This is a genomic window from Pollutimonas rozaliensis (genome assembly GCF_048751585.1).
Lineage (GTDB): Bacteria > Pseudomonadota > Gammaproteobacteria > Burkholderiales > Burkholderiaceae_B.
Map to the genome: position 1 here is coordinate 566,965 of NZ_JAZHOB010000002.1, position 23,875 is coordinate 590,839.

Annotated in this window: 23 protein-coding genes; 4 read left to right on the top strand and 19 right to left on the bottom strand. The window is 62.2% G+C overall.

Annotated elements, in window-relative coordinates:
* Positions 1-10: 10 nt before the first annotated feature.
* The 5 genes from argB to V0R37_RS05900 all read right to left on the bottom strand — a co-directional run bounded on the left by argB (position 11) and on the right by V0R37_RS05900 (position 3,258).
* Complete coding sequence (gene argB, locus V0R37_RS05880) at positions 11-910, bottom strand: acetylglutamate kinase (RefSeq protein ID WP_420373607.1); 900 nt, start codon at positions 908-910, stop codon at positions 11-13.
* 3 nt (positions 911-913) lie between these two features.
* On the bottom strand, positions 914-1,408 hold the full coding sequence (locus V0R37_RS05885; protein ID WP_420373608.1) for a peroxiredoxin family protein: 495 nt from the start codon (positions 1,406-1,408) through the stop codon (positions 914-916).
* The gene (locus V0R37_RS05890) at positions 1,405-2,109 is read right to left on the bottom strand and encodes a BON domain-containing protein (protein ID WP_420373609.1); all 705 of its coding nucleotides are present in this window, start codon (positions 2,107-2,109) and stop codon (positions 1,405-1,407) included. The genes V0R37_RS05885 and V0R37_RS05890 overlap by 4 nt, the downstream gene beginning before the upstream one ends.
* Complete coding sequence (locus tag V0R37_RS05895; protein ID WP_420373610.1) at positions 2,109-2,702, bottom strand: phosphoheptose isomerase; 594 nt, start codon at positions 2,700-2,702, stop codon at positions 2,109-2,111. The genes V0R37_RS05890 and V0R37_RS05895 overlap by 1 nt, the downstream gene beginning before the upstream one ends.
* Positions 2,703-2,772: 70 nt before the next feature.
* Positions 2,773-3,258: a YraN family protein gene (locus V0R37_RS05900; RefSeq protein ID WP_420373611.1), complete on the bottom strand. Its 486-nt coding sequence runs from the start codon at positions 3,256-3,258 to the stop codon at positions 2,773-2,775.
* Between the two features lie 43 nt (positions 3,259-3,301).
* On the opposite strand from V0R37_RS05900, the gene rsmI reads away from it, so the two are divergent.
* Positions 3,302-4,231, top strand: a complete 930-nt coding sequence (gene rsmI, locus V0R37_RS05905; protein WP_420373612.1) for a 16S rRNA (cytidine(1402)-2'-O)-methyltransferase — start codon at positions 3,302-3,304, stop codon at positions 4,229-4,231.
* Here the strand turns inward: rsmI and V0R37_RS05910 are convergent.
* The 10 genes from V0R37_RS05910 to V0R37_RS05955 form a co-directional block, all read right to left on the bottom strand.
* Positions 4,217-5,230: a septal ring lytic transglycosylase RlpA family protein gene (locus tag V0R37_RS05910; protein ID WP_420373613.1), complete on the bottom strand. Its 1,014-nt coding sequence runs from the start codon at positions 5,228-5,230 to the stop codon at positions 4,217-4,219. The two genes, rsmI and V0R37_RS05910, sit on opposite strands and share 15 nt — an antisense overlap.
* Positions 5,227-6,099, bottom strand: a complete 873-nt coding sequence (gene rapZ, locus V0R37_RS05915; protein WP_420373614.1) for an RNase adapter RapZ — start codon at positions 6,097-6,099, stop codon at positions 5,227-5,229. Before rapZ ends, V0R37_RS05910 begins: the two co-directional genes overlap by 4 nt.
* 94 nt (positions 6,100-6,193) lie before the next feature.
* Positions 6,194-7,123: an HPr(Ser) kinase/phosphatase gene (gene hprK / locus V0R37_RS05920; RefSeq protein WP_420373615.1), complete on the bottom strand. Its 930-nt coding sequence runs from the start codon at positions 7,121-7,123 to the stop codon at positions 6,194-6,196.
* A gap of 10 nt (positions 7,124-7,133) precedes the next feature.
* On the bottom strand, positions 7,134-7,589 hold the full coding sequence (locus V0R37_RS05925) for a PTS sugar transporter subunit IIA (RefSeq protein WP_420373653.1): 456 nt from the start codon (positions 7,587-7,589) through the stop codon (positions 7,134-7,136).
* Between the two features lie 158 nt (positions 7,590-7,747).
* A complete protein-coding gene (gene hpf / locus V0R37_RS05930) occupies positions 7,748-8,077 on the bottom strand; it encodes a ribosome hibernation-promoting factor, HPF/YfiA family (RefSeq protein ID WP_420373616.1) in 330 nt (109 codons plus the stop codon).
* A gap of 264 nt (positions 8,078-8,341) precedes the next feature.
* Positions 8,342-9,136 (bottom strand): LPS export ABC transporter ATP-binding protein, encoded by a 795-nt coding sequence (gene lptB, locus V0R37_RS05935; protein WP_420373617.1) that lies wholly within the window; start codon positions 9,134-9,136, stop codon positions 8,342-8,344.
* Positions 9,137-9,190: 54 nt separating this feature from the next.
* Positions 9,191-9,793, bottom strand: coding sequence for a lipopolysaccharide transport periplasmic protein LptA (gene lptA, locus V0R37_RS05940; protein ID WP_420373618.1), 603 nt, complete (start codon positions 9,791-9,793; stop codon positions 9,191-9,193).
* The gene (gene lptC / locus V0R37_RS05945) at positions 9,790-10,413 is read right to left on the bottom strand and encodes an LPS export ABC transporter periplasmic protein LptC (protein WP_420373619.1); all 624 of its coding nucleotides are present in this window, start codon (positions 10,411-10,413) and stop codon (positions 9,790-9,792) included. The genes lptA and lptC overlap by 4 nt, the downstream gene beginning before the upstream one ends.
* Positions 10,414-10,417: 4 nt before the next feature.
* Positions 10,418-11,023, bottom strand: a complete 606-nt coding sequence (locus V0R37_RS05950; protein ID WP_420373654.1) for a KdsC family phosphatase — start codon at positions 11,021-11,023, stop codon at positions 10,418-10,420.
* Positions 11,020-12,009, bottom strand: a complete 990-nt coding sequence (locus tag V0R37_RS05955; RefSeq protein ID WP_420373620.1) for a KpsF/GutQ family sugar-phosphate isomerase — start codon at positions 12,007-12,009, stop codon at positions 11,020-11,022. The genes V0R37_RS05950 and V0R37_RS05955 overlap by 4 nt, the downstream gene beginning before the upstream one ends.
* Before the next feature lie 175 nt (positions 12,010-12,184).
* Here V0R37_RS05955 and V0R37_RS05960 point away from each other — a divergent pair, with 175 nt between their 5' ends.
* The gene (locus V0R37_RS05960; protein WP_420373621.1) at positions 12,185-12,736 is read left to right on the top strand and encodes an adenine phosphoribosyltransferase; all 552 of its coding nucleotides are present in this window, start codon (positions 12,185-12,187) and stop codon (positions 12,734-12,736) included.
* Positions 12,737-12,752: 16 nt separating this feature from the next.
* Here the strand turns inward: V0R37_RS05960 and V0R37_RS05965 are convergent, their stop codons facing one another.
* Together V0R37_RS05965 and V0R37_RS05970 are read right to left on the bottom strand one after the other, a co-directional pair.
* A complete protein-coding gene (locus V0R37_RS05965) occupies positions 12,753-16,694 on the bottom strand; it encodes a DUF3683 domain-containing protein (RefSeq protein WP_420373622.1) in 3,942 nt (1,313 codons plus the stop codon).
* A gap of 448 nt (positions 16,695-17,142) precedes the next feature.
* Positions 17,143-17,664, bottom strand: coding sequence for a YqaA family protein (locus tag V0R37_RS05970; protein ID WP_420373623.1), 522 nt, complete (start codon positions 17,662-17,664; stop codon positions 17,143-17,145).
* 109 nt (positions 17,665-17,773) lie between these two features.
* On the opposite strand from V0R37_RS05970, the gene ilvA reads away from it, so the two are divergent.
* Together ilvA and V0R37_RS05980 are read left to right on the top strand one after the other, a co-directional pair.
* Positions 17,774-19,282, top strand: coding sequence for a threonine ammonia-lyase, biosynthetic (ilvA, locus tag V0R37_RS05975; protein ID WP_420373624.1), 1,509 nt, complete (start codon positions 17,774-17,776; stop codon positions 19,280-19,282).
* 61 nt (positions 19,283-19,343) lie between these two features.
* Complete coding sequence (locus V0R37_RS05980; protein ID WP_420373655.1) at positions 19,344-20,849, top strand: glutamate-cysteine ligase family protein; 1,506 nt, start codon at positions 19,344-19,346, stop codon at positions 20,847-20,849.
* Positions 20,850-20,869: 20 nt separating this feature from the next.
* Here V0R37_RS05980 and V0R37_RS05985 read toward each other — a convergent pair whose 3' ends face one another.
* Together V0R37_RS05985 and V0R37_RS05990 are read right to left on the bottom strand one after the other, a co-directional pair.
* On the bottom strand, positions 20,870-22,048 hold the full coding sequence (locus V0R37_RS05985) for an ABC transporter substrate-binding protein (protein ID WP_420373625.1): 1,179 nt from the start codon (positions 22,046-22,048) through the stop codon (positions 20,870-20,872).
* Entirely contained in the window at positions 22,045-23,850 is a 1,806-nt protein-coding gene (locus V0R37_RS05990; RefSeq protein WP_420373656.1) for a SpoIIE family protein phosphatase, read from the bottom strand. Before V0R37_RS05990 ends, V0R37_RS05985 begins: the two co-directional genes overlap by 4 nt.
* Positions 23,851-23,875: the final 25 nt, after the last annotated feature.

Below are 23,875 nucleotides of genomic sequence, written 5' to 3' on the forward strand. Positions count from 1 at the left end.
GCCCCCGCGCCTAATGCGAGCTGATCATGGTGCCGACGCCGCGGTCGGTAAGGATTTCCAGCAGCAGGCAATGGGGTACGCGTCCGTCGACCACATGCACCGAGGTGACGCCGTTGCGCGCGGCGTCGAGCGCCGACGATATCTTGGGCAGCATGCCGCCCGAGATCGTCCCGTCTTCGAAGAGTTCGTCGATGGTCTGCGCCGACAGGCTGCGCAAAAGCTCGCCGTTCTTATCCAGCACGCCCGGCGTGTTGGTCATCATGACCAGCTTCTCGGCGCCCAGCACCTCGGCCATCTTGCCGGCGACGACGTCGGCATTGATGTTGTAGGCGGTGCCGTCTTCGCCGTAGCCGATGGAAGAGATCACAGGAATGAACTGATCGTCCTGCAGGGCCTTGACCACCGCGGGTTCGATGCGGGTAATGTCGCCCACATAGCCGATGTCCAGCCATTGCCCGGGTTTTTCCTTGTCGGCCATCATTTTTTTCTTGGCCTGGATCAGGCAGCCATCCTTGCCGGTCAGGCCTACCGCCTTGCCGCCGGCCTCGTTGATCATCATGACGATGTCCTGCTGGACTTGACCGCCCAGCACCCATTCCACCACTTCCATGGTTTCGGCATCGGTCACACGCATGCCCTGGACGAAGGCGCCTTCCTTGCCTATGCGCTTGAGGGCGGCATTGATCTGCGGCCCGCCGCCATGCACGACGATGGGATTAAGGCCGACCAGCTTCAGCAAGACCACGTCATGGGCGAAGCTGCGCTGCAGTTCTTCTTCGGTCATGGCGTTGCCGCCATACTTGATGACGACCGTCTTGCCATGGAAGCGCCGTATGTAGGGCAGGGCTTCGGAAAGGACATCGGCTTTGACGGTCGAGGAATGGGTGGAGGCGTCTTGGGTAGTGGTCATGGTTCAGCTGGCCAGTGCCTTGTTGACTGTGCTTAGGAAGGAGGCTTTGTCGTAGTTGCCAAGATAGCGCTTGACGATGTGGCCTTCCTTGTCGATGAGGAAGGCGGTGGGCGTAAGCTGTACATCGCCGAAGGCCTTGGCGATCTCGCCCTGCGCGTCGATGGCCACCGTGAACGGAAGCTTGCGCGTGTCGGCGTAGTTCTTGACGTAGTTGGCCGGATCGTACTGCATGGCCACGGCGATGGTTTCGAAGCCCTTGGGCGACAGCTCGTTGTAATTCTTGATGGTGTCCGGCATTTGGGCAATGCAGGTGACGCAGCTAGTTGCCCAGAACTTGACCAGCACCACCTTGCCGCGCAGATCCTGCATGGTGATCTTCTGGCCGGTCAGCGAGGTAAAGGTAACGTCGGGCGCTGTTTTGGCCGAGCCCGAGAATTGCCAGATGCCGGCCCCGGCCAGGGCCAGCACGACAACGATGCCGATAAGTGTTTTTTTCATTTCACTGGCAGAGCCTGAACGCCGCTGGAGGGCGCGTCAGGCGATGTGGTTGCGCTGGAAGGCGAGGCGTCTTCGACCGGAGCGGGCTTGGACGGCTGGGCTATGCTTTCCGGCGTGACGATCTGGAACAATTTTACTACCTTATTTATACCGTTCAGTTGGGCCGTCGCCTTGGCGGCGCGCTCGCCTTCTTCGTTGGTGACCCGGCCCATCAGGTAGACGACGCCGCGCTCGGTGGTTATGACGATGGTGCGGCTGGGCACTTCCTTGGTGTTGATCAGCGTGGTCTTGACCTTGGAGCTGAGCCAGGTGTCGTTGGTGCGCACGCTGACGGGGGTGATGTCGCCCACACGCAGCTCGTTGACCACCTTGACGACCTTGGCCACACCGCGGGCGGCCTCTTCGGCTTTCTGCTTGTCTTGCGCCGTGGGAACGTCGCCGGTAAGCAATACCCATCCGCCATACGAGGTGGCGTTGACGCGGGCCTTGTCCTCGAAGAGCCTGCGCATTTCGGAGCCGACTTTCATCTCGATGGCCTGGTCTTCGACTTGCTCGCCGGCGGTGCGCCTGTCGGTAGCCACCACCGCGGTCGTCGCGGCGGTGCCGCCGACAACCAGCAGGCCGCAACCGGCAAGCGCGGCCAGGCTGGAAAAGGCGATGCTGGCCAGCAAGAGTCGTTGAGCGTTTTTGCGTGTAGGCATTACAGAGTGTCTCCCAGTAGCAGTGCGTCGATGCCGTCGCACAAGGCGTGCAGCAGCATGATGTGGACTTCCTGGATCCGCATGGTTCGTTCATGCGGAACGCACAGGTGGATATCGGTTTCGTGCAAAAGGTCGGTGATGGTTCCGCCGCCCTTGCCGGTAAGCGCTATGACGGACATCTCGCGGTCATGTGCCGCTTCTATGGACCGTATGATGTTGGGAGAGTTCCCGCTGGTGGATATGGCGACCAGGATATCGCCGGGGCGGCCCAGCGCATTGACCTGGCGTTCGAAGATGGAGTCGAAGCCGTAGTCGTTGCCGACAGCGGTCAGGATGGATGTGTCGGTATTGAGCGCGACGCCGGCCAGTGGAAGGCGGTCGCGCTCGAATCGCCCCACAAGTTCGGCAATGAAATGCTGTGCGTCGGCTGCTGAACCGCCATTGCCGCAGGCCAGGATCTTGCCGTCATTGGCCAGGGCGCCGAACAGCAGGTCTACCGCCGCCGACAAAGGCTCGGCCAGTTCGCGGGAACTGGCCTTGAAAGCGTCGATCGCATCGTTGAAATGCGATGTCATGTGGGATGTCATGTCCATACCCGGCATTATCTCATGTTCGAATGAAAATCATGTCATGGGACGTAACTTGGAACAGGGGTCCCGCCAGCTAGGACTGGAAGGCGTCCTTTATCCAGATGAGGCCTTCGGGTTCATCGCTGACGACATCGAAGCGGCAGGCGGGAATCGAGCCCCGGAAGTAGCGCTGGGCCAGGCGGGGCAGAAAATATTGGGCGGTCCGGATCAGGCGCGCCTGCTTGGCCCGGTTTACACTGGCGGCGGCACCGCCGTATCGGCGGGAATTCCGGTGGCGCACCTCGATGAACGCCAGTATGCCGTTGTCGAACGCCACCAGGTCGATTTCCCCGGCCTTGCTGCGCAGGTTCCGCCCCAGGATGGTCAGGCCGCGATCCTCCAGGTATCGGCTGGCGCGCTCTTCAGAGGCGCGGCCCGTTTTTTGCGCGGACGAGGATGCGGCAAGCTCCGGCAGGGGCGGCGTAAGCGGCTTTGGGGTTTTCGCCTTGCGGCGCCGGGCACGCACCGCTTTCTGTTGGGCGAGGCGGGCCAATGCGTAGGCGAGTGCGTCGTTCGTCATGTTTCCCCATTTTTTGAAGGCCTTAGCGACTAGTATGAGTGATATGACCGATTTTTCAGCCTCCCAGGGGGCATGGAAACGTCTCACCGAGCGCATGGGCGCTCAGAACTGGCCCGCATCGAGCTTGTATGTGGTGGCGACGCCTATCGGCAATCTGGGCGATTTAAGCTTGCGTGCCTGCGAAACCCTGGCGCGCTGCGACGTGATCGCCGCTGAGGACACGCGCGCCAGCCGCAGCTTGCTGGACGCCTGGGGCATCGCCACGCCCCTTATGGCCGCCCATCGCCACAACGAGGCTTCCGCGGCGCAGTCCATCGTGGAGCGGCTGGCCCGTGGCGAGCGGGTGGCGCTGGTGTCCGACGCCGGCGCGCCGGCGGTCAGCGACCCGGGGGCCCGGATCGTGCGCGCGGTGCGCGAGGCCGGCTACGGCGTCGTGGCCATACCCGGAGCCAGCGCGGTGATTACCGCTCTGATGGCCAGCGGCGTCACCAGCGATGAAAATCCGGCCTTCGTCTTTGCCGGCTTCATGCCGGCCAAAGCCGCGGCCCGCCAGAAATGGCTGCGGCGCTGGTGCGCCCTGCCGGCTCCCGTTGTCATGTTCGAGTCGCCGCATCGACTGGCCGCGGCCATCAGGGACCTGGTGCTCGTCTGCGGACCGGAGCGCAGGCTTACGCTGGCCAGGGAATTGACCAAGCGCTTCGAGCAGGTGCACACCTTGCCGGCGGGCGATGCCGCCGCATGGCTGGACATGGATGCGCATCACGGACAGGGCGAATTTGTATTGATAGTGCACGAGTCCGAAGCCGACGATCCGGACGACGATGTCGACTCCGCCGCCTTGGTTCTGCTGGATGCCTTACTGGAAAGTGTCTCGTTGCGGGATGCCGCCCGTATTGCGGCGAAAGTGACCGGCCAGCCGCGCGATGCCTTGTATGCGCTTGCGCTGGCGCGCCAGAAATCAGCGCTGGGCTAGGGCGGGCTGCAGCCCTGTCTGCTGCTGTATGCGCAAGGCGGCATTGACGGCCGCCGTGCGCGAGGGGTAGGGGCCTATTTGCACCCGATGAAGGTTGCCGGCCGTCTGGACTTGCGCGGACCGGCTTTCCACCCCGCCAATCTGAACATTGAGCTTTTGCGCCAGGTCCTGGGCGGTATCCTTGGCGGAGAAGGCGCCGAATTGCAGGTAGATCTGTCCGGCCACGGCGACAACGGTCTGCCCGAGCGGATCCGGAGCCTGTTCCGTGGCCGCGAGCGGCGCCGGTTCAGTGCCGCCCATGCCGCCGCCGTCATGCTGGAGCGCCTCGAGCGCATCGGGGGTCGCCGGCCCCGCACGGGTAATCAGCAGCGGCTGCTCTTGCGGCAGGGGTGGCGGAGCGGCGGGCGGGATGGGCGTGGTCTTGGGCGGAGCGACGGTATTGTTGCGTATGTCCTGATTGGTGATGGCTTCGACCACCACTTGTCCGCTGCCCGGCCCTATCAGTCCCAGCTTGGCGGCCGCCACGTAGGAAAGATCGATGATGCGCGAGCTATGGAAGGGGCCGCGGTCATTGATGCGCACAATGACCGACTTGCCGGTGCCGGCCCGCGTGACCCGGGCGTAGCTGGGTATGGGCAGGGTCGGGTGGGCGGCGGACATGGCATACATATCGTAGGTCTCGCCGTTGGCGGTTTTCTTCCCATGGAATTTCCGCCCGTACCAGGACGCGGTGCCTTCTTGCCGGAACGGTTGTTCGTCGCTGACCGGCGTATACCTTTTGCCGAATACGACATAAGGCCTGAAATTGGCGGCGGAATGCTTTTCCAGGCGCGGCACGGCATCCGGTATGGCTTCGATGTTGGCGGGTATGTCGAACCCCGGTCCATCGTCTTTGTAGTAGCCGCCGCCGCGGCTGGTGCCGCCCGTGCTTGAGCAGCCTGCCAGAACGATCAGGCCCAGGCATAGGAAGGCGGCAAGGAAATGGCGTAATGCGATCATGGGATGTCGGGCGGCGGCTGATTCCGGTGCCTTATCAGCAAAGGTGAGTGATCGGCAAATCGCAGCGCCAGCTGTTCGGTCACATAGACCGAACGATGCTTGCCGCCGGTGCATCCTATGGCGACGGTCAGGTAGTTGCGGGTGTCCTGCATGTAAAGAGGCAGCCAGCGGCGGATGAAACCGGCGATGTCTTCAATCATGGTTTCGACGCTGCCGAACTGGGCCAGCCATTTGGCCACGGGCTCGTCGCGTCCGGTCAAGGGGCGCAGATTGCGGTCGTAATGCGGATTGGGCAGGCAGCGCACATCGAAGACCAGGTCGGCGTCGCCGGGCACGCCGCGCTTGTAGGCGAAGGACTCAAAGGTCAGGACGACAGGCGCCCGGTCGGCCTGGACCAGATCGCGCACCCAGGCGCGCAACTGGCCCGGCGTCAGATCGGAGGTGTCGATGACGTGTTCCTGCTCGCGCAGAGGCGCCAGCATTTCGCGTTCGGTGTCTATGCATTCCTGCAGCGACGGCGACTTGCCGCCCTTCTGCAGGCGGTCGGTAAGGGGATGGCGCCGCCGCGATTCGGAATAGCGCTGTTGCAGAGTGTGGTCGTTGGCGTCCAGGAAAATGACCCGGAAGGCCGTACCCATGGCGCGCAGGCTGGTAATGACATCGGGAAGCTCGGCCAGCTCGCCCGGGGAGCGGACATCGATGGCGACGGCAACACGCTCGAGTTCGCTTTCGCGGGTGCTGGCAATGAATTCGTGCAGGAATCGGACGGGAAGGTTGTCGACGCAGGTATAGCCCGCATCTTCGAGCAGGCGCAGGGCAACTGATTTCCCCGATCCTGAAATTCCCGTGATAAGAACAATCTTGAGCATGACGAAGGGGTTCCGCTTGGCAATCGAGCGCGGTAGCGTTCGATTGGATACTAAAGGATGGCCGCGTGTCGTTGCGTGCTTTGTTGTTTGCCGCTTACTCCTGGCGGCTGCTTTCCATGATGGCGATGGCTTGCCGTTCGATGAACTCGCCCATGGTGTCTATGCCGCGCAAGGTCAGTATCGTATTGCGCACGGCGGCCTCGACCAGTACGGCCAGGTTGCGGCCGGCCGCCACTTGCAGCATGACACGGCGTATGGGTATGCCAAGGATGTCTTCGGTCTGATCCTGGACCGGCAGGCGCTCGAAGGCATCGGGCGTCGAGCGGATGAGCTGCACGACAAGCTTCAGCTTCATCTTTCGGCGAACCGAGGTTTCTCCGAAAATGGTGCGGATGTCGAGCAATCCAAGTCCGCGCACCTCGAGGAGGTTTTGCAGCAGGGACGGGCACTGGCCTTCAATCATGTTGGGCGCCGTGCGCGAAAGCTCGACCGCATCGTCGGCCACCAGCCCGTGTCCACGGGAAATCAGTTCCAGCGCTAGTTCGCTTTTACCCAGGCCGGACTCGCCGGTGATCAGGACGCCCAGGCCAAGAACGTCCATGAACACGCCGTGCGCCGTCGTCTTGGGCGCCAGCCTTTTGCCCAGGTAAATGCGCAGCAGATCGATAAGCTGGGCGGCGTCGATGGCGGTGGACAGCAGCGGAATCTGCTGTTGATCGCAGAAGTTGCTGAGGTCCTCGGGGGCGGGCATGCCGTCGGCCAGCAGGATGGCTGGAACACCGCCCGCCACCAGGTCTTCCAGATGGTGCAGGCGCCGCTTGATATCGAAGCGCGTGTAATAGGAGAGCTCTTCCGCGCCGAATACCTGTATGCGGGAGGGGTGGATCAGGTTCAGGTGGCCGACCAGGTCGGCGCCCGACATGCCCAGGTCGGGTATAAGCCTGTGGGCGGCGCCCAGGCCGGCGATCCAGGTAAAGGGAATCTTGTCCGCGTTGTCACTGACGAGTTCTTGGATGGTGAGCATGGCGAGGGCCTCAGGCCGGCGTGCTGGTCAGAAGCTGGTGAATGGCGGCCGGATCGGTTTCGGTGGCCAGTGCCTGGCGCAGGCTTGCGTCGGACATGAGGCGGGCGATTTCAGCCAGGAGATCCAGGTGCAGCTGGGTGGCCGTTTCGGGCACCAGCAGGATCAGCAGCAGGTTGGCCATGCGGCCGTCGGTGGTGTCGAAGCGCACCGGGTCGGACAGTCGAATGAAGGCGGCGCAGGGCTCTTTCAGGTCCTTGATGCGGCCATGGGGCACCGCCACATGATGGCCCAGCGCGGTGGAGCCTAGCCGTTCGCGGGCGATCAGGCTTTGAAATACAGCCGTGCGGGCGATGCCGTGATGGTTCTCGAAGAGCAGGCCGGCTTGTTCGAATGCCCGTTTTTTGCTTGTAACAGCTAGATCGAGCACAACATTTGAAAGCGGCAAGATACGCGACAATAAATTCATAATGGCCATTATATGGGCTTTGCTGCGTTCTTATAAAAGTAGCATAACTAAGGCCCCAATCACACAGGGCGATTGAGGCCGGATGCCAGCTTGTTCGGCACGCGTTCAGTGCAGGCGGCTGATGCCTGCCGCAGCGGAAGCAAAACTGGGAGTGAGTGTTATTCGACGGCGCTTATTTCTTGCCGCTTAACAGGCTCGTGGGCGTGGTTTTGTACCTTGGTTTTGTACTTGATGACCTGGCGGTCGATTTTGTCGGCCAGCAGATCGATGGCTGCGTAGAGATTCTCGTCGATGGCTGCGCAGTGTATGTCTTTGCCGCGTAGCCGCATGGTGACCTCGGCGGTGTGTTTCAGACGCTCTATTGAGAGTATGACCTGTGTGTCTATGACATTGTCAAAATGTCGCGCTACCCGCGCCATTTTGTTCATTACATATTCCCTGATGGCGGGAGTTACTTCCAGGTGACGACCACTGATGCTCAGGTTCATATTGAGCTCTCCTTGCAAAGAAAACAGGGTTGCGCCGAAGCGCGGTTGGGGGGTGGAACTTTCTCCTTGTAATGTGTTGGCAATGATTTCAGTGTATAGATTATGCAAAGTAAATCAAGTGCGCCAAGTCAAATAATAGGGAAATTCAAGGCCGCTCCCAGGAGGATTCCCGAATAGAAAAAAACGGAAACAGAATGCGGAAACGCCCTGGTGGGCCAGGGCGTTTTCATATGGCGAAACAAGGGGCGAAACCGTATGGTGCGGCTACATTCGGAAATTCTTGCCCAGATAGACCTTGCGCACGGCTTCGTTGTCGATGATCTCGCTGGGATGTCCGTTGGTCAGCACCTTGCCTTCGCTGATGATGTAGGCGCGGTCGCAGATGCCCAGGGTTTCGCGCACGTTGTGATCGGTGATGAGCACGCCTATGTTGCGGCTTTTCAGGAAATGCACGATGCGCTGGATCTCGATGACCGCAATGGGGTCCACACCGGCAAAGGGTTCGTCCAGCAGAATGAAGCGCGGATGCGTGGCCAGCGCGCGCGCGATTTCCACGCGCCGGCGCTCGCCGCCCGACAAGGATATGGCTGTGTTGCGCCGGATATGGCCGATCTGCAATTCATCGATCAGCGATTCCAGGTTTTCGCCGATTTGCGATGACGACAAGGGGGCGCCGCTTTCATCCAGCTGCAGCTCCAGCACCGCGCGTATGTTTTCCTCGACGGTCAGGCGCCGGAATACCGAGGCATCCTGGGGCAGGTAGGACAGGCCCAGCCGCGCCCTTTTGTGCATGGGCATGCTGGTGATGGGCGTGTCGTCGATTTCGATGCGCCCCGCGTCGGTGGGGACTATGCCCACGATCATGTAGAAACTGGTCGTCTTGCCCGCCCCATTGGGACCCAGCAAGCCAACGACTTCGCCGCTGTCGACCGAGAGTGAGACGTCCTGCACTACCGTGCGCTTGCCATAGGTCTTGCGCAAGCCGGTGGCATGCAGGCTGCCGTGGGTGGAGCTGGGAGAGCGCGCCCCGCCCGGTTTCGACTTCTGGGATGGAAACATAAATCGGTGCTTTCAAATAAACAAAGGCGCTGTGTTATGGGCGCCGGGACGGCATTACTGGCGGCTTGCCGATTTCTTTCGGCATTCAGCCGCCGCCGCGTCGGCCTTGGCGCGGGGCTGGGCCAGCGAACGCACTCGTCCGCCGTTGGCCGCCGAATTGGGGCCGCCATACGCCTCGTAGGTGTCGGTCTTCTGTTTGTAGATGACCCGTTCGCCCTTGACATTGTCAAAGGGCTTGCCGCAGACATAGCGGGTAATGACGGCCTGGCCTATCATTTCCAGCTCTTCCTTCTTGCCGTCGTATTCGCTGCGCAGCCCCTGGGCTTCGATGACCTCGAATTTCTCGGGGTTTTCTTGCCGGATATGCACCAGCTTGCCCTCACCCACCGTGGCGGTTCCGTACTGGAAGCCCTGGGCATCTTCGCGCATGATCAGCTTGTCGGAACGCAACGTCATCAGTCCCCGGGTCATGATGACATTCCCCGTGAAAATGCTTTCTTTCTTGACGTCGTCGTAGTTGAGCGTGTCGGACAGGATCAGCGTGTCGGGTTCTTCGGCCGGCTTGCCGGCGGGCTGGGCCTGAACCAGGCCGGCCATGAAAATGAGCGCAAGGGCGGACAGCCAAGCGGGGAAGCGGGGGAGGCGTAGTGGATTCATGGTTTTTTTTCTGTCGTGCCGGAATTGGTGGAGCGGCTGGGTCGGGACTCTTCGCCGGATATCTTGACGCCTGTAGCGGAAAAAACCTGCAACTGCCGCGTATTGTTATCGTAACGCATACCCTTGCCGTTCATGGTGGATTTGCCTTGGACCACGAGCGCGGGCAAGTCGGTAAAGACCACGTCCTGATCGGGCAGAATGGTAAGTTGCTGGCTTTTTACATCAAGCGCGGAGTTGTCCTGGTCCGGCAGCCTGTGCACATGGGCATTGCCCTTCATGACGATGCGCTCGCCGCCCTGGTCCATGATGGCCGTATTGGACGTTCCTACGGTAATCGGAGAGCCGGGCTGCTGGCCAATGGCCTTGGCCTTGGTGATTTCGTAGGAATCGTCGTCGGGGTAATGCTGCATGTAGTCGCCTTCCAGGCGATTGATGGCCACGCCTTCGGTGTCCGTGCGCACCATGACGAAGTCGGACGACCACGAATCGGGTTCGTGGGTAATGCGGCGGGGGGGATCGATGGGGATGGCGCGCTGAGCATAATCGGCCGCCCACCAGGTTCCGACGACCAGGGTCAGCAGCAGCAGGATGGCAATCAGGGTGGGCGCGCGTTCTTTCATGGGCTTACTGGATGGCGCCGCTCATGCGCATGGCGGCGGGATTGAAAAAAGCGCCCAGCCTGCCTTGAGCCGCCAGGATGAGGTCGCAGCATTCGCGCACGGCGCCCGACCCGCCGGGCAGGGACGATACCCAATGCGCTACTTGCGATACATAGGCCGGCGCATTGGGTACGCTGGCCGCGAAGCCCACGCGCTGCAGGGCGGCCAGGTCGATGATGTCGTCGCCCATATAGCCCACTTCGGACAGCGCGTACCCGTGCTCCTGGGCCAGCGCGGCAATCGCCTGGGCCTTGTCGCGCACCCCTTGATGCACCAGAGCGATGCCCAGCTCGGCGGCGCGGCGCGCCACGATGGGCCCTTCGCGGCCGGTGACCAGGGCAACGACGACACCGCTTTCCTTCATCAGGCGCAAACCGTGCCCATCCAGCGCATTGAACCCCTTGACCATTTCACCGTGCTCTCCGTACCAAAGGCGTCCGTCGGTCAATACGCCGTCCACGTCGAAGGCCATCAAACGCACCTGCCGGGCGCGCTCGAGCACAGAGGGAGATATCCTGGCCAGGATGAGCGCTTCGGCGGGGTGGGATACATGGGGTAGGTTCATGGTCAGATTACCTTGGCGGCAAGCAAGTCGTGCATATGCAAAGCGCCTAATAATAGCCCGGTATCGTCCACGACCAGCATTTGATTCAGCCTTCCGGCGTCCATCAGGGTGGCTGCCTCGATCGCCAGCGCGCCGGGCGCGACGGTCTTGGGGTTGCGGCTCATGCCGTCGGCGACGGTCAGCGGGCGGATATCGCCGTGCCTGGCGATCAGCCGCCGCAAGTCGCCGTCTGTGAAAATGCCCACAGGCAATCGCTGGTCGTCGATCACGATGGTCATGCCCATGCCTTTTTTGGACATCTCCACCAAGGCGTCGGGTATGGGTGTGCCGATACCGACAATAGGAAGCGCATCGCCCTGGCGCATGACATCGCGCACGAAGGTCAGCAGCCTTCGGCCCAGGGCGCCGCCCGGATGCGAACGGGCGAAATCCTCGCGGCTGAACCCGCGGGCCTCCAGGCAAGCGACGGCCAGGGCATCGCCCAGCACCAGCGCGGCGGTGGTGCTGGCGGTGGGGGCGAGGTTTAGCGGACAGGCTTCCTGGTTAACGTGTGCATCCAGGTGAAGGTCGGCATTGCGGGCCAGTTCTGACTGGGGATTGCCGGTAACGGAAATCAATCGCGCGCCCATGCGTTTTACGACCGACAGTATCGTCAAAAGTTCATGTGCCGCGCCGGAGTAGGAAATAGCCAGCACGATGTCCTGACGCGTCAGCATGCCCAGATCGCCGTGTATGGCCTCGGCGCCATGCATGAAGAATGCGGGCGTGCCGGTGGAGGCCAGCGTCGCGGCGATCTTCTTGGCGATGTGCCCGGACTTGCCTATGCCGGTAACGACGATGCGCCCCGGGCAGCCCAGCACCATGGCCACCGCTTGTTCGAAGGTATCGTCCAGGCGGGCATCCAAGGCTTGCAGCGCGGCAATTTCGATGGCGAAGCTGCGGTGGGCGGAGGCCAGCATGGCACCCCGCTCGGGAAGAGTTGGTTTATCCATTTGGCGATTTTAAACGTACAAATGCCGCCCGCCGCACATAGCTGCGCAAAGGCCGGAGGCGGCGAGGCCGGACGGCGGTGGGAATTCAGTTGTAACGGCCGCAATCCTGTAAACTTCGCGTACCTCTGGCAGCGTATAGTTGTTTGTGAAATTCCTTTGTCTTTTGGCGATTTAAATGCATATTGATCCAGCCGTCTATGTTCGTAGCGCAATACGCAGCGTCCCGGACTGGCCCAAGCCCGGTATAACGTTCCGCGATATTACTCCGGTATTGCAAGACCCGCGCTCATTCCGGGTGCTGATCGACCTCTTTGTCTATCGCTACATGCGGCAGCGGCTGGACCTGGTTGCCGGCGTGGACGCCCGCGGATTCATTCTGGGGTCCGTGCTGGCCTATGAATTGAACCTGGGCTTCGTGCCGGTGCGCAAGAAGGGCAAGTTGCCCTTCCAGACGGTGGCCGAGGAATATTCGCTGGAATATGGCAACGCCTCGGTCGAGATGCATACCGATTCGGTCCGTCCCGGCCAGCGCGTGCTGCTTATCGACGACCTGATCGCCACGGGCGGAACCATGGTGGCGGCCTCCAAGCTGTTGCAGCGCCTGGGCGCCAACGTAATCGAGGCCGCGGCGATCATCGACCTGCCCTATCTGGGCGGTTCCCAGGCCGTGAAAGACACGGGCCTGGATATCTACACCGTATGCAGCTTCGACGAGGGCGCGCCCTGAAGCGCCCGCCGGGTGCCTACACCAGCACCCGTTCTATGCCGCCCGCATTGGCGTCGCGCACATAGTCCTGCATCCAGTCGGCGCCCAGGATGTGCCGCGCCATTTCCACCACGATATAGTCGGCCTGCATGCCCGTGTCGCCTTGATAGCGCGACAGGCCTTGCAGGCAGGAGGGGCATGAGGTCAATACCTTGACCTCGCCATCGTAGCCGTCCGCGCGGATGGCGGCGGAATTCTTGGCCAGCTCTTCTTCCTTGCGGAAGCGGACCTGCGTGGAAATATCGGGGCGCGATACGGCCAGGGTGCCCGACTCGCCGCAGCAGCGCTCGGTCTTGATGGCGCCGTCGCCCACCAGCGCTTTTACGGTTTTCATCGGGTCCTGCAGCTTCATGGGCGTATGGCAGGGGTCGTGATACATATAGCGCACACCTTGCACGCCATGAATGTCGATGCCCTTTTCAAGCAGGTATTCGTGGATGTCGATCAGGCGGCAGCCGGGGAATATCTTCTCGAACTCGTAGCCCGCCAGTTGGTCGTAGCAGGTGCCGCAACTGACCACCACTGTCTTGATGTCCAGGTAGTTCAGCGTGGTCGCCATGCGGTGAAAGAGCACCCGGTTGTCGGTGATGATCTTCTCGGCCTTGTCGGTCATGCCGTTGCCGCGCTGCGGATAGCCGCAGCACAGGTATCCGGGCGGCAATACCGTCTGTACGCCCGCGTGCCACAGCATGGCCTGGGTAGCCAGGCCCACTTGGGAGAACAGGCGCTCGGAACCGCAGCCCGGAAAATAGAAAACGGCTTCGGTGTCCGGCGATGTGGCGGCCGGATTGCGAATGATGGGCACGTAATCGGGATCTTCGATATCCAGCAGCTTGCGGGCCGTCTGCTTGGGCAGGCCGCCGGGCATCTTCTTGTTGACGAAGTGTATGACCTGTTCGCGTATGGGCGCTTTGCCCAGCGTCGCGGGCGGCTTGGCCGTCTGTTTGCGCGAGGCGACGGACAGGACGTCGTGCGCCATGCGCTGCGCCTTGTAGCCGACGTCTATCATGGCCTTGCGCGTGGCCTTGATGACACGCGGATCCTTGGCATTCAGGAAGAACATCGCGGCGGTGGTGCCGGGATTGAATGATTTCTTGCCCATGCGGCGCAGCAGCGCACGCATTTCCATGGAAACGTCGCCGAAGTCGATGTCGACCGGACAGGGGTTGTAGCATTTGTGGCAAACGGTGCAATGGTCGGCCACGTCCTCAAACTCTTCCCAATGCTTCAGGCTGACGCCGCGCCGGGTCTGCTCTTCGTACAGGAAGGCTTCGATCAGCAGCGAGGTGGCCAGGATCTTGTTGCGCGGCGAGTACAGCAGATTGGCGCGCGGCACGTGGGTGGCGCAGACCGGCTTGCATTTTCCGCAGCGCAGGCAGTCCTTGATGGCATTCGAGATGGAGCCGATTTCGCTGCGCTGCATGATGAGCGATTCATGCCCCAGCAGATTGAAGCTGGGCGTCCACGCATGGCGCAGGTCGGCGCCCGGCATCAGCTTGCCGGCATTGAAGCGGCCGTTCGGGTCTATGCGCTGCTTGTAGTCCTGGAAGGGGGCGAGTTCCTCCGGCGTCAGGTATTCGTACTTGGTCAGGCCTATGCCGTGCTCGCCGGAGATGACGCCGTCCAGATTGCGCGCGATTTGCATGATGCGGGCCACGGCCTCATTGGCCTCGCGCAGCATTTCGTAATCGTCGGAGTTGACCGGAATATTGGTGTGCACATTGCCGTCGCCGGCATGCATGTGCAGCGCGACAAATACCCGGCCTTTCAGGACGCGATCATGAATGGCCTGTATTTCGGCCAGGACGGCGGCGCAGTCGGCGCCGGCGAAATAGCGCTCCATCAGGGCGCGGACTTCGGTCTTCCAGGAAACGCGCAGGGTGTGATCCTGCACCAGGTCGAACACGGTGGCATCGGCTTGCAGCGCCAGGCGCTGCGCCAGGGCCGGCGCCTGTTCGTCCAGTCCGAGTCCACGTAAGGTGTCGATGGATTGAGCCAGCGGGTGATCAAGGTTTTCCAACAGCCAGGTCCAGCGCTGGCGCACGGCGCGCAGGGACTGCATGGCGTCGCGGGTGCGTTCGGCCAGCACCTCTTCGCGCGTGTGTTCCGCATCGTCGTGGTCTTCGATTTTGCCGATGGGCAGGTCCCCTTGCAAAAAGAGTTCCAGCTGATCGAGCAGGCACAGCTTGTTACGCGTGGACAGTTCGATGTTGATCCGTTCGATGGCGTCGGTGTATTCGCCCATGCGGTTCAGCGGGATCACGACGTCTTCGTTGATCTTGAACGCATTGGTATGGCGGGCGATGGCCGCGGTGCGGGAGCGGTCCAGCCAGAACTTCTTGCGGGCTTCGGCGCTGACGGCCACGAAGCCTTCACCGTGCCGGGTGTTGGCGATGCGCACGACCTCGCTCGCGGCCAATGCGACGGCGTCGGCATCGTCGCCGACGATGTCGCCGATAAGCACCATTTTAGGCAGGCCGCCGCGCTTGCTCTTGGTGGAATAGCCCACCGCGCGCAGATAGCGTTCGTCCAGGTGTTCCAGTCCGGCAAGGATGGCTCCGCGTTCGCGCCCCGGGCCATCCAGATAGTCCTTGACTTCGACGATGGACGGCACAGCGTCGCGCGCCTGGCCGAAGAATTCCATACAGACGGTGCGGGTGTGCGCGGGCATGCGGTGCAAGACCCAGCGCGCCGCTGTAATAAGGCCGTCGCAGCCTTCCTTCTGTATTCCGGGTAGGCCGGCCAGGAATTTATCGGTGACGTCCTTGCCCAAGCCCGCCTTGCGAAAACGCGAGCCCTCGATTGCCAGGATTTCGCTGCGCAGCAGGGAGGCGCCGGGCAGGGCCTTGCCGTCGAACCATTTCAGTTCGAAGCGCGCTTCGGCCACGTCGTGGATCTTGCCCATGTTGTGATCCAGGCGCGTGACTTCCAGCCAGTTGCCTTCGGGGTCGACCATGCGCCACCAGGCCAGGTTGTCCAGGGCGGTTCCCCACAGGACGGCTTTCTTGCCGCCGGCGTTCATGGCGACGTTGCCGCCCACACAGGACGCATCGGCCGAGGTGGGGTCGACGGCGAATACATGGCCCGCGGCTTCGGCGGCTTCGGCCACGCGGCGCGTGACGACGCCGGCGCCTGTAAGCACGGTGCGCACGGGTTCGTCCACGCCGGGCAACTGGGTGATTTCAACAGCGCCAAGCGTATCGAGCTTTTCGGTGTTGATGACGACCGACTTCCAGGTCAGCGGGATGGCGCCGCCGGTATAGCCAGTGCCGCCTCCGCGTGGGATGATGGTCAGATCCAGCTCGATACAGGCGCGCACCAGCGCGGCCATTTCGTTTTCGTTGTCGGGGGTCAGCACGACGAAGGGGTACTCGACGCGCCAGTCGGTGGCGTCGGTCACATGGGATACGCGCGACAGGCCGTCGAACTTGATGTTGTCTTTGTTGGTGATGCGGGCCAGGCGCCGGACGACTTTCTTGCGCAGGTCGCGGGTCTGGACGAATTCGTGTTCGAAGGCCGCAACGGCTGTGCGCGCGGCGCCCAGCAGGCGGGCAACCTTGGTGTCGCGCTCGGCGGCGTTGCTGTCGCGCCGCTGGTCGATTTCGTTGAGCCTGTGGTTCAGGGCCTGTATCAGCAGGTGCTGCCGCTTGGGGTTGTCCAGCAGGTCGTCATGCAGGTAGGGGTTGCGGCGCACCACCCAGATGTCGCCCAGCACTTCGAACAGCATGCGGGCGGAGCGCCCGGTGCGCCGTTCGCCGCGAAGTTCGGAGAGCATTTGCCACGCTTCTTCGCCGAGCAGGCGAAGGACGATTTCGCGGTCGGAGTAAGAGGTGTAGTTGTAGGGGATTTCTCGCAGGCGCGGAGTGCTGGCAAGGGGAGCCTGGGCGGCTAGCAGGTGACTGGCTACAGGGGCGTTCATGGCTTGTGGAAAAGGTGGTCCCTTAAAGAGGTAGTGTAAGGGATAACGATGAGTGTAATCTAGAACGGCTTATTGGTCTCTGAAGGACGCTTCCGGGTCCAGTGCCAATCTCTATCGTGTCGCATAAACCGGCGCCGGGGGTGGGGCCGGGTGCCGGCTAGGCGCGCACGATTCCGGCTTTGCCGGAATTCCCCGCGTGAAGCTCCGGCCCCCGACCCCACCCCCGGCGCCTGATATCGTGGAATGATCGAGAGACTTCTTGTGGCAAGAGGGGGCCTTCGTACCTTGATTCTGCACCGTAAGCTGCTTGGCGTTCGGGTTCTGCTGGCATATCCACCCTGAGCCCCAACGTGCTTGCGCTTCAGATGGGGCGCCAAAATGACATGCCGACAAGCGCACAACAGTGTGCTTACGCTTAAGATACTGACCCTGTAGCCTGCCTGGTTTTTCAAGGCGTCCCCGGAAAGAACCACAACAGAGCCGCCGTCATCACCAGATAGCGCAGGAACTTCCCGATCGCCATGTATAGCATGCTGGGCCAGAACGAAAGCCGCAGCCATCCAGCCACCGCGCATAAAGGGTCGCCAACGAAAGGCAGCCAGGAGAACAGCAGCGCCGGCGGGCCCAGGCGGTGCAGCCAATAGCTGACGTAATCATGCCAGCGGCCGCCCGCCTTGCTCTTGATCTTGTGCGGGTGCTTTTCGCGCCAGCGCTCGTAGGCCTTTTCCGCCCCCAGGCCCATCCCGTAGCTGATCCCGCCGCCTATCGTATTGCCCAGCGTGGCCACCAGGACCGCAGGCCAGAACATATGCGGCGCGATCTTCACGAAACCGAAAACCGCCGGTTCGGAGCCCAGCGGCAGCAAGGTTGCCGAGATCAGGCTCACGATAAAAATAGCGCTCAGGCCGAAACGCGGCAAAGCCAGGGTAATCAGGAGCCAATGTATGATCGATTGCAGCCATGCTTCCATAAGCGCGCCAGTGTATCGCGGTTGTCCGCGAAAACCCTATGGTATTCTTTGAAGCAAGTACTTGCTTACAATTATCGCCGGCCTCCCATCTCTTCACTCGCCCCTCTCCATGTCAACAGACTATCTTAAACGCATCCTTACCTCCAAGGTGTACGACGTCGCCGTCGAATCGCCTCTTGAATTGGCTCCTCAGGTCTCGGCTCGAATTCATAACAAGGTATTGCTCAAGCGCGAAGATACACAGCCTGTTTTCAGCTTCAAGCTGCGCGGCGCCTACAACAAGATGGCCCACCTGAGTCCGGCCGAGCTCAAGCGCGGCGTCATCGCCGCCTCGGCGGGCAACCACGCGCAGGGCGTGGCATTGTCGGCCCGAAGGCTGGGTTGCAGGGCGGTCATCGTCATGCCCGTCACCACCCCGCAGGTAAAGATCAATGCCGTCCGCGGCCTGGGCGGCGAGGTCGTGCTGATGGGCGAAAGCTTTTCCGACGCCTATGAGCATGCCAAGGAACTTGAAAAGAAAGAAAAGCTGACCTTCGTGCATCCCTTCGACGATCCCGATGTGATTGCGGGGCAGGGCACGGTGGGCATGGAAATCCTGCGCCAGCATCCCGGCCCCATCGATGCCATTTTCGTGGCGATCGGCGGCGGCGGCCTGATTGCGGGGGTGGCCGCCTATGTGAAGCAGCTGCGGCCCGAAATAAAAATCATCGGCGTGCAGACCGTGGATTCGGACGCCATGGTTCGCAGTGTCAAGGCCGGACGCCGCATTACCTTGAACGACGTCGGCCTGTTTTCGGACGGGACGGCGGTCAAGCAGGTCGGCGCTGAAACCTTCAGGCTGGCCAGGGAATACGTCGACGATTACGTCCTGGTCGATACCGACGCCATTTGCGCCGGCATCAAGGATGTATTCCAGGACACACGCAGCGTGCTCGAGCCGGCGGGCGCCCTGGCGCTGGCTGGCGCCAAGCGCTACGCCGCGCAGAACAAATGGAAGGACAAGACCTTGGTGGCCATTACCTGCGGCGCCAACATGAACTTCGACCGCTTGCGTTTCGTGGCGGAACGCGCCGACGTGGGCGAAGCGCGCGAAGCGGTCTTCGCATTGACGCTGCCGGAGAAGCGGGGCAGCTTCCTGCGGCTTTGCGAAGCGGTGGGCAAGCGCAGCGTTACCGAATTCAATTACCGTATTTCCGATCCCGAGAAGGCCCACGTGTTCGTTGGTCTGCAGATCAACTCCGAGGCCGAACCCGAGAAGCTGGCCAATAATTTCCGCAAGAAGGGCTTTCCCACCCTGGACCTTACCGGCAACGAAATGGCCAAGACCCACCTGCGTTACATGGTGGGGGGGCGCTCCACGTTGGCGGAGCACGAAATGCTGTTTCGCTTCGAGTTCCCCGAACGCCCGGGCGCGTTGATGCGCTTCCTGGGCGCCATGAATCCCGATTGGAACATCAGCCTGTTCCACTATCGCAACCAGGGCGACGACTACGGCCGCATACTGGTTGGCATACAGGTGCCGCCAGCCGACAAGAAAGCCTTCAAGGCCTTCCTTGACGGCCTTGGCTATCCCTATTGGAATGAAAGCGACAACCCCGCTTACCAGCTCTTCCTGTAACGATATCGCGGCGGCCGATGCCGCCGCCGCTCTATCCGCCTCTCGGGATGGGGCCCGCTCTATGGGCGCGCCCGTCCCGGCCTATCAACCCAGGCTCGGCCTGGAAATCGAAATGGTCGTGGCGCATGCGCATACGGGCGCCAGCCTGCCCGTGGATGCTTACTTCTCGGCCTTGCGCGCCATCAAGAAGGGCAGAGGGGTGGCCAGCCAGGACATCACGCTGGCCGATCGCTGTATCGGCTTGCAGACCGCCACGGCGGAATGCGGCCTGGACAATGGCTTCAATCTATTGGAAACCGCCCTGGCGCCCGTGGACGACGGCCCGGACGGCCTGAGTCGCCTGGCCGCGCTGGCGCACCGGGAACTTGCCGATACCTTGCAGGCCCTGGAAACGGATCAGGCCTGCGTCCTGAATGCTTCGCAGCATCCGGCCTGTCCGCGCGACCCGGACTGGTATGCAAAGGTTTGCGTGCCCCGGCCCATCTACCATGAATTAAGAGAGCATCGCGGTTGGCATCACTGGGAGGGCATCGATGCCAAGGCGCAGAACGGCGCCAACACCTCCGTGCCGGTGGAAGACGCCATCCGCGCGCTCAATATCGCCATTGCGCTGGCGCCGGCCAGCCTGGCCCTGTTCGCCAACAGTCCTCTGGAATCGGGCCGGGACACGGGGTTGAAGGAAAACCGCATGACCGTCTGGCCTCGCGTATTCGGGCCCGGCCGATTCGCGGGCGATGCCCGGCTATGCCAATATCCATCGCGGCCTTTCGACGACATGGCCGACTTTTTTCACTGGATGTTTGGTCCGGGCACGGTGACGCGCGGTTTGCCGCTGCAACATTCCTACGATTACAAGTCCGTGCCCACGGTCTTGCTTGAAGGCGACCCCTGTCTGGTGGATTTCCTGAGAGCGTCGGCGTGGCGGGGGCGGCGCTGCGATGACGGCTTGTTGGTCGAGCTTGCGCCGCATGCGCGGCATTTTGAATACTCGCAGATCGGCCAATTCCTGGATGCCCGCCTGCGTTATCGACTGGAGATCCTGCCGCCGCTATCGGAGCTTATGCGGGCATGGCGCGACGGCGGGCTGGAGTCCCTGTTTGCGGCTTGCGGCGCGCAGACCTATATCGAGGCCCGGGCTCCGGGCGCGGGTTTTGCCGACGAATGCCTGTTGCGCGAAGCCGGCATTGCCGAAGCGCACAGCCTGTTGCCGGCGCCGTGCGCCATGCAAAAGGGCTTGCTGGCCAACCTGGACGAAGCTTGGCGGCTGGTGGATGAATGGGGCTGGGAGGCGCTGGGTGCACTGCGTGAGCCGGCCATGCGCGCCGGTGTGGGCGATGCGCGCGTCAAGGCGCTGTGTGCCCAGGTGCTGTCCGTGGCGCGTTCAGGCCTGGCGCCCGCCGACGCGCATTGGCTGGCCTATCCCGAATTTGTGCTGGCCTCGGGGCGCAGCGCCGCGGATCGCTTGCTGGACACATGGAATGGCGCGGGCGGGACGGTGGAGCATCGCCTGGCCGCGCTGTTGCCCTACCACGCGGCCGTGCATCCCGGCCGCTATGGCGGCGTTTGACCCGGGGGCGGCGGAGCAGGCTAGCGGTCCGATTCGTACACTTCGTCGGCGGCCAGCAAGATATCGACCGGCGGATCGAAGCCGATGATGCGCGCCGTTGCCAGATTCAGCGCGATCTTGGGCGGATCCACCCACAACTGACTAAGCTGGCGCGCCTTGGCGCCATTGAAGATGCGCGCGATGGTTTCGGCATGGAACAGTCCGACATACGATAGATCGGCTTGCGCCAGGCTAAGCAATATCCCGCGCTCGACTTCCTTGGACCCCGCCATGGAGAAGCTGGGTATCTTGGCCTGCCGCAGGACATTTGCAATGTCGGATATCGATTCCAGCGTCACACCTCGATGCGAGGTGACATATACCGCGTCGACGCGCTGCTGCGCCAGATCGCGATAGCACTGCAATGCGTTGGCGACGGCCGTCTCGGTCGAAACGCTGCTGGACTGGGCGTGGCAGTGCTGGACGGCGAAGCCCAGCTCCTTGCCGACCTGCTCCGCGGCTTCCACGGCGGCGTAAGTGCGGCCCGCCTCGCTGTCTTCGTAGACGATGCCCAGCTTCTTGAAGGGCACGATCTCGCGAAACAGCCTTACCTGCCGCTGGTAGCGGTCGGGTTCGATTCGCGTGTGGAGGTTATCGCGCCCGCTGTCCTCGGCGCTGTCCGAGATGCCGGCGGCCAGCGGGTCGCTGGTGGAACCGACGACGGTGGGTACGGGAGGGCCGATGGTCCGCATGTCCTGGCCCGCCCAAGTTCCCATGGCTATCATCAGGTCGATGTCGCCGCGCTGCCGAATCCTGTCGGCAATGGCGGCGCGCAGGGGCTCGCGTTTTTCGGCATCGAAATTCCCGGGCTGCCACCAGGCATCGCGGACGAATTCCAGTGTGTCGCTTTGGGCGTTCTCTGACAGCCAGGTCCATAAATCATGGCTGCCCATGCGATCGGGAATCTCGGACTTAAGGGTCAGCCAGCCCAGGCGCTGCAGGCCGTCCACGATTTCGGCCAGAGTCAGCGGGTATTCGGCGTACTCGCCGCCGTCCACGTAGCCTATGCGCCAGCGCCTGCCATCGGGCTTGGCAATGGGAGCGGTGGGAAAGACACTGTCTTGCACGGCTGGTGCTCGCCCGGGGGCCGCTGTCGAAAGCGAAGAGAAGGCAAGCAGGCAGATGGCCAGGATGGCGGGAAGCATCAAACGGGAGATCATGGTGCGGGCCTTTTTGCTGCAATCAGGGTAATGTCGTCGGACTGCTCGGTGCCTTTGGCGAAGGCGCGCACATCGTCCAGCAGCGTGTTCGCCGTGTTCCGGGCCGTATCGGATCCCGAGTCGGCCAGCAGGGTGAACAACCGCGGTTCGCCATACAGATGGCCGTCCGGGTCCAGCGCCTCGGTAACACCATCGGTATAGCCGAACACGGTTTCGCCAGGCTCCAGCCGGGTTGAAAACTGGCGGTAGGACGCGCCTTCCAGGACGCCGCAGGCCGGACCGCTGCGGCCTTCCAGTAGACGCAATTTACCGTTGGCGCCCAGGACGCAGGGCGGCGGATGGCCGGCATTGGCCCAGGCAAGCTCGCCGCTGGCAAGATCCAGGACGGCCAGGATCAGCGTAACGAACATCAGATTGGGGTTGTTCTCGGACAGACGGTTGTTGACGCGCTCCATCAGCAGGGCGGGGGCTGTTTCGTCTTCGGCCGATGCCCGTATCAGGGTACGGGTGACCGCCATGAACAGGGCCGCGGGCACCCCCTTGTCCGACACATCGCCTATGGCGAAGCACAAGCGCCCATCGGGCAGAATGAAGTAGTCGTACAGGTCGCCGCCAACCTCTTTGGCTGGAATCATGGTCGCGTACAAATCGATCCGCTTCAGTACGGAAGCCGGCAGCGGGATGGGCAGCAGCCCCATTTGTATGCTGTGGGCGATGTTCAATTCGCTTTCAAAGCGCTCGCGAGACGATGTTTCCTGGACCAGCCTGGCGACTTTCTCGCGCAACTCCTTGTCCATGAGCATGAAGGTGGCCGCCAGGCGGCCCACTTCGTCAGGCTGGTTCTGCGGCAGGCGGGCGATATGCGGCGGTATCGGGCCGGCGGCGCTCAGGTCCTGTTCGGGCAGGGCGCGGGCAAAATCGCTGAGTTCCTGCAGGGGGCGTGTAATGCGTACCGACAGCGCCCAGGCAACGGCCAGGGAAACCAGGAGAACCGCCAGGAAGAGAATGCCCAGGCGATTACGCAGTTCGGTTGCCGCGCGCGTCAAGTCTTCGCTGGGAACGGCGGCGACTATCGTCCATCCCAGCGGCTTGAAGTAGGCCGAACTGATTTGCCACGATGCATCCGTGTCCCGTGGCGTGAAGCGGAAGCTGGCGACCTCGCCGGTGGCTGGAATCCGGTCCAGCAGCTCGCGCAGGGATTTTCCATTTTTCTCGTCGATTTCACCGAGCAGGCCGGCATGGCTGGCGGGCAACGGCGACACCAGCGCGCCTTCGTCCGAAGCGATGAAGGCAAAACCCGATTGTGCCAACGTCAGGGACGCCAGCGATTCGCCGATGGCGTGCTCCATTTCCTTGCGGCGCTTGTCGAATTGATCGGAAACCTGGCGCGCATCGTCGGTAATGGCGAATATCCAGTCCCAAGGTTCGAAATAGGCGAAATAGGCGTAGCGCAGTTCGCGTTTCCCGGCGCTGCCGGGCGGCGGCCAGCGGTAGATGGCAAAGCTCTGGCCGGTGGTCTGGGTTTCCTGGTAGGCCGATGCGGCCAGGTCGCGTCCCTTGAAATCCTTCAGGGTAGACAGGTTCATGCCCCGCCATTCGCTGTTGCCGCTGGCGATGGCGATCAGGTCGTGATTGAAAACGAAGCTGAAGCGATCCTCGCCTATGGAAAGCTGGTTGATCCACTGCTTGGCCAACTCTTGCGCTTCCGAGATGCTCAGCTCATTGCGTTCGGCCTGGTCGGCGTACATGGCCCCCAGTGTCAGCATAGTTGTCGCATTCTTTTGAAAGCGATTTTTATCGATGAGCCCCTACAGCCTTGCCATCAGA

Bases quoted from the DNA above. Each gene is read 5' to 3' on its own strand.
- V0R37_RS05925 (WP_420373653.1), bottom strand. From the start codon at position 7,589: ATGAATTTATTGTCGCGTATCTTGCCGCTTTCAAATGTTGTGCTCGAT.
- V0R37_RS05900 (WP_420373611.1), bottom strand. From the start codon at position 3,258: ATGACGAACGACGCACTCGCCTACGCATTGGCCCGCCTCGCCCAACAG.
- V0R37_RS05985 (WP_420373625.1), bottom strand. From the start codon at position 22,048: ATGATCTCCCGTTTGATGCTTCCCGCCATCCTGGCCATCTGCCTGCTT.
- V0R37_RS05970 (WP_420373623.1), bottom strand. From the start codon at position 17,664: ATGGAAGCATGGCTGCAATCGATCATACATTGGCTCCTGATTACCCTG.
- rsmI (WP_420373612.1), top strand. From the start codon at position 3,302: ATGACCGATTTTTCAGCCTCCCAGGGGGCATGGAAACGTCTCACCGAG.
- lptA (WP_420373618.1), bottom strand. From the start codon at position 9,793: ATGAATCCACTACGCCTCCCCCGCTTCCCCGCTTGGCTGTCCGCCCTT.
- argB (WP_420373607.1), bottom strand. From the start codon at position 910: ATGACCACTACCCAAGACGCCTCCACCCATTCCTCGACCGTCAAAGCC.
- ilvA (WP_420373624.1), top strand. From the start codon at position 17,774: ATGTCAACAGACTATCTTAAACGCATCCTTACCTCCAAGGTGTACGAC.
- hprK (WP_420373615.1), bottom strand. From the start codon at position 7,123: ATGCTCACCATCCAAGAACTCGTCAGTGACAACGCGGACAAGATTCCC.
- V0R37_RS05910 (WP_420373613.1), bottom strand. From the start codon at position 5,230: ATGATCGCATTACGCCATTTCCTTGCCGCCTTCCTATGCCTGGGCCTG.
- V0R37_RS05980 (WP_420373655.1), top strand. From the start codon at position 19,344: ATGGGCGCGCCCGTCCCGGCCTATCAACCCAGGCTCGGCCTGGAAATC.
- V0R37_RS05895 (WP_420373610.1), bottom strand. From the start codon at position 2,702: ATGGACATGACATCCCACATGACATCGCATTTCAACGATGCGATCGAC.
- V0R37_RS05960 (WP_420373621.1), top strand. From the start codon at position 12,185: ATGCATATTGATCCAGCCGTCTATGTTCGTAGCGCAATACGCAGCGTC.
- V0R37_RS05890 (WP_420373609.1), bottom strand. From the start codon at position 2,109: ATGCCTACACGCAAAAACGCTCAACGACTCTTGCTGGCCAGCATCGCC.
- hpf (WP_420373616.1), bottom strand. From the start codon at position 8,077: ATGAACCTGAGCATCAGTGGTCGTCACCTGGAAGTAACTCCCGCCATC.
- V0R37_RS05955 (WP_420373620.1), bottom strand. From the start codon at position 12,009: ATGGATAAACCAACTCTTCCCGAGCGGGGTGCCATGCTGGCCTCCGCC.
- V0R37_RS05965 (WP_420373622.1), bottom strand. From the start codon at position 16,694: ATGAACGCCCCTGTAGCCAGTCACCTGCTAGCCGCCCAGGCTCCCCTT.
- lptC (WP_420373619.1), bottom strand. From the start codon at position 10,413: ATGAAAGAACGCGCGCCCACCCTGATTGCCATCCTGCTGCTGCTGACC.
- lptB (WP_420373617.1), bottom strand. From the start codon at position 9,136: ATGTTTCCATCCCAGAAGTCGAAACCGGGCGGGGCGCGCTCTCCCAGC.
- V0R37_RS05885 (WP_420373608.1), bottom strand. From the start codon at position 1,408: ATGAAAAAAACACTTATCGGCATCGTTGTCGTGCTGGCCCTGGCCGGG.
- rapZ (WP_420373614.1), bottom strand. From the start codon at position 6,099: ATGCTCAAGATTGTTCTTATCACGGGAATTTCAGGATCGGGGAAATCA.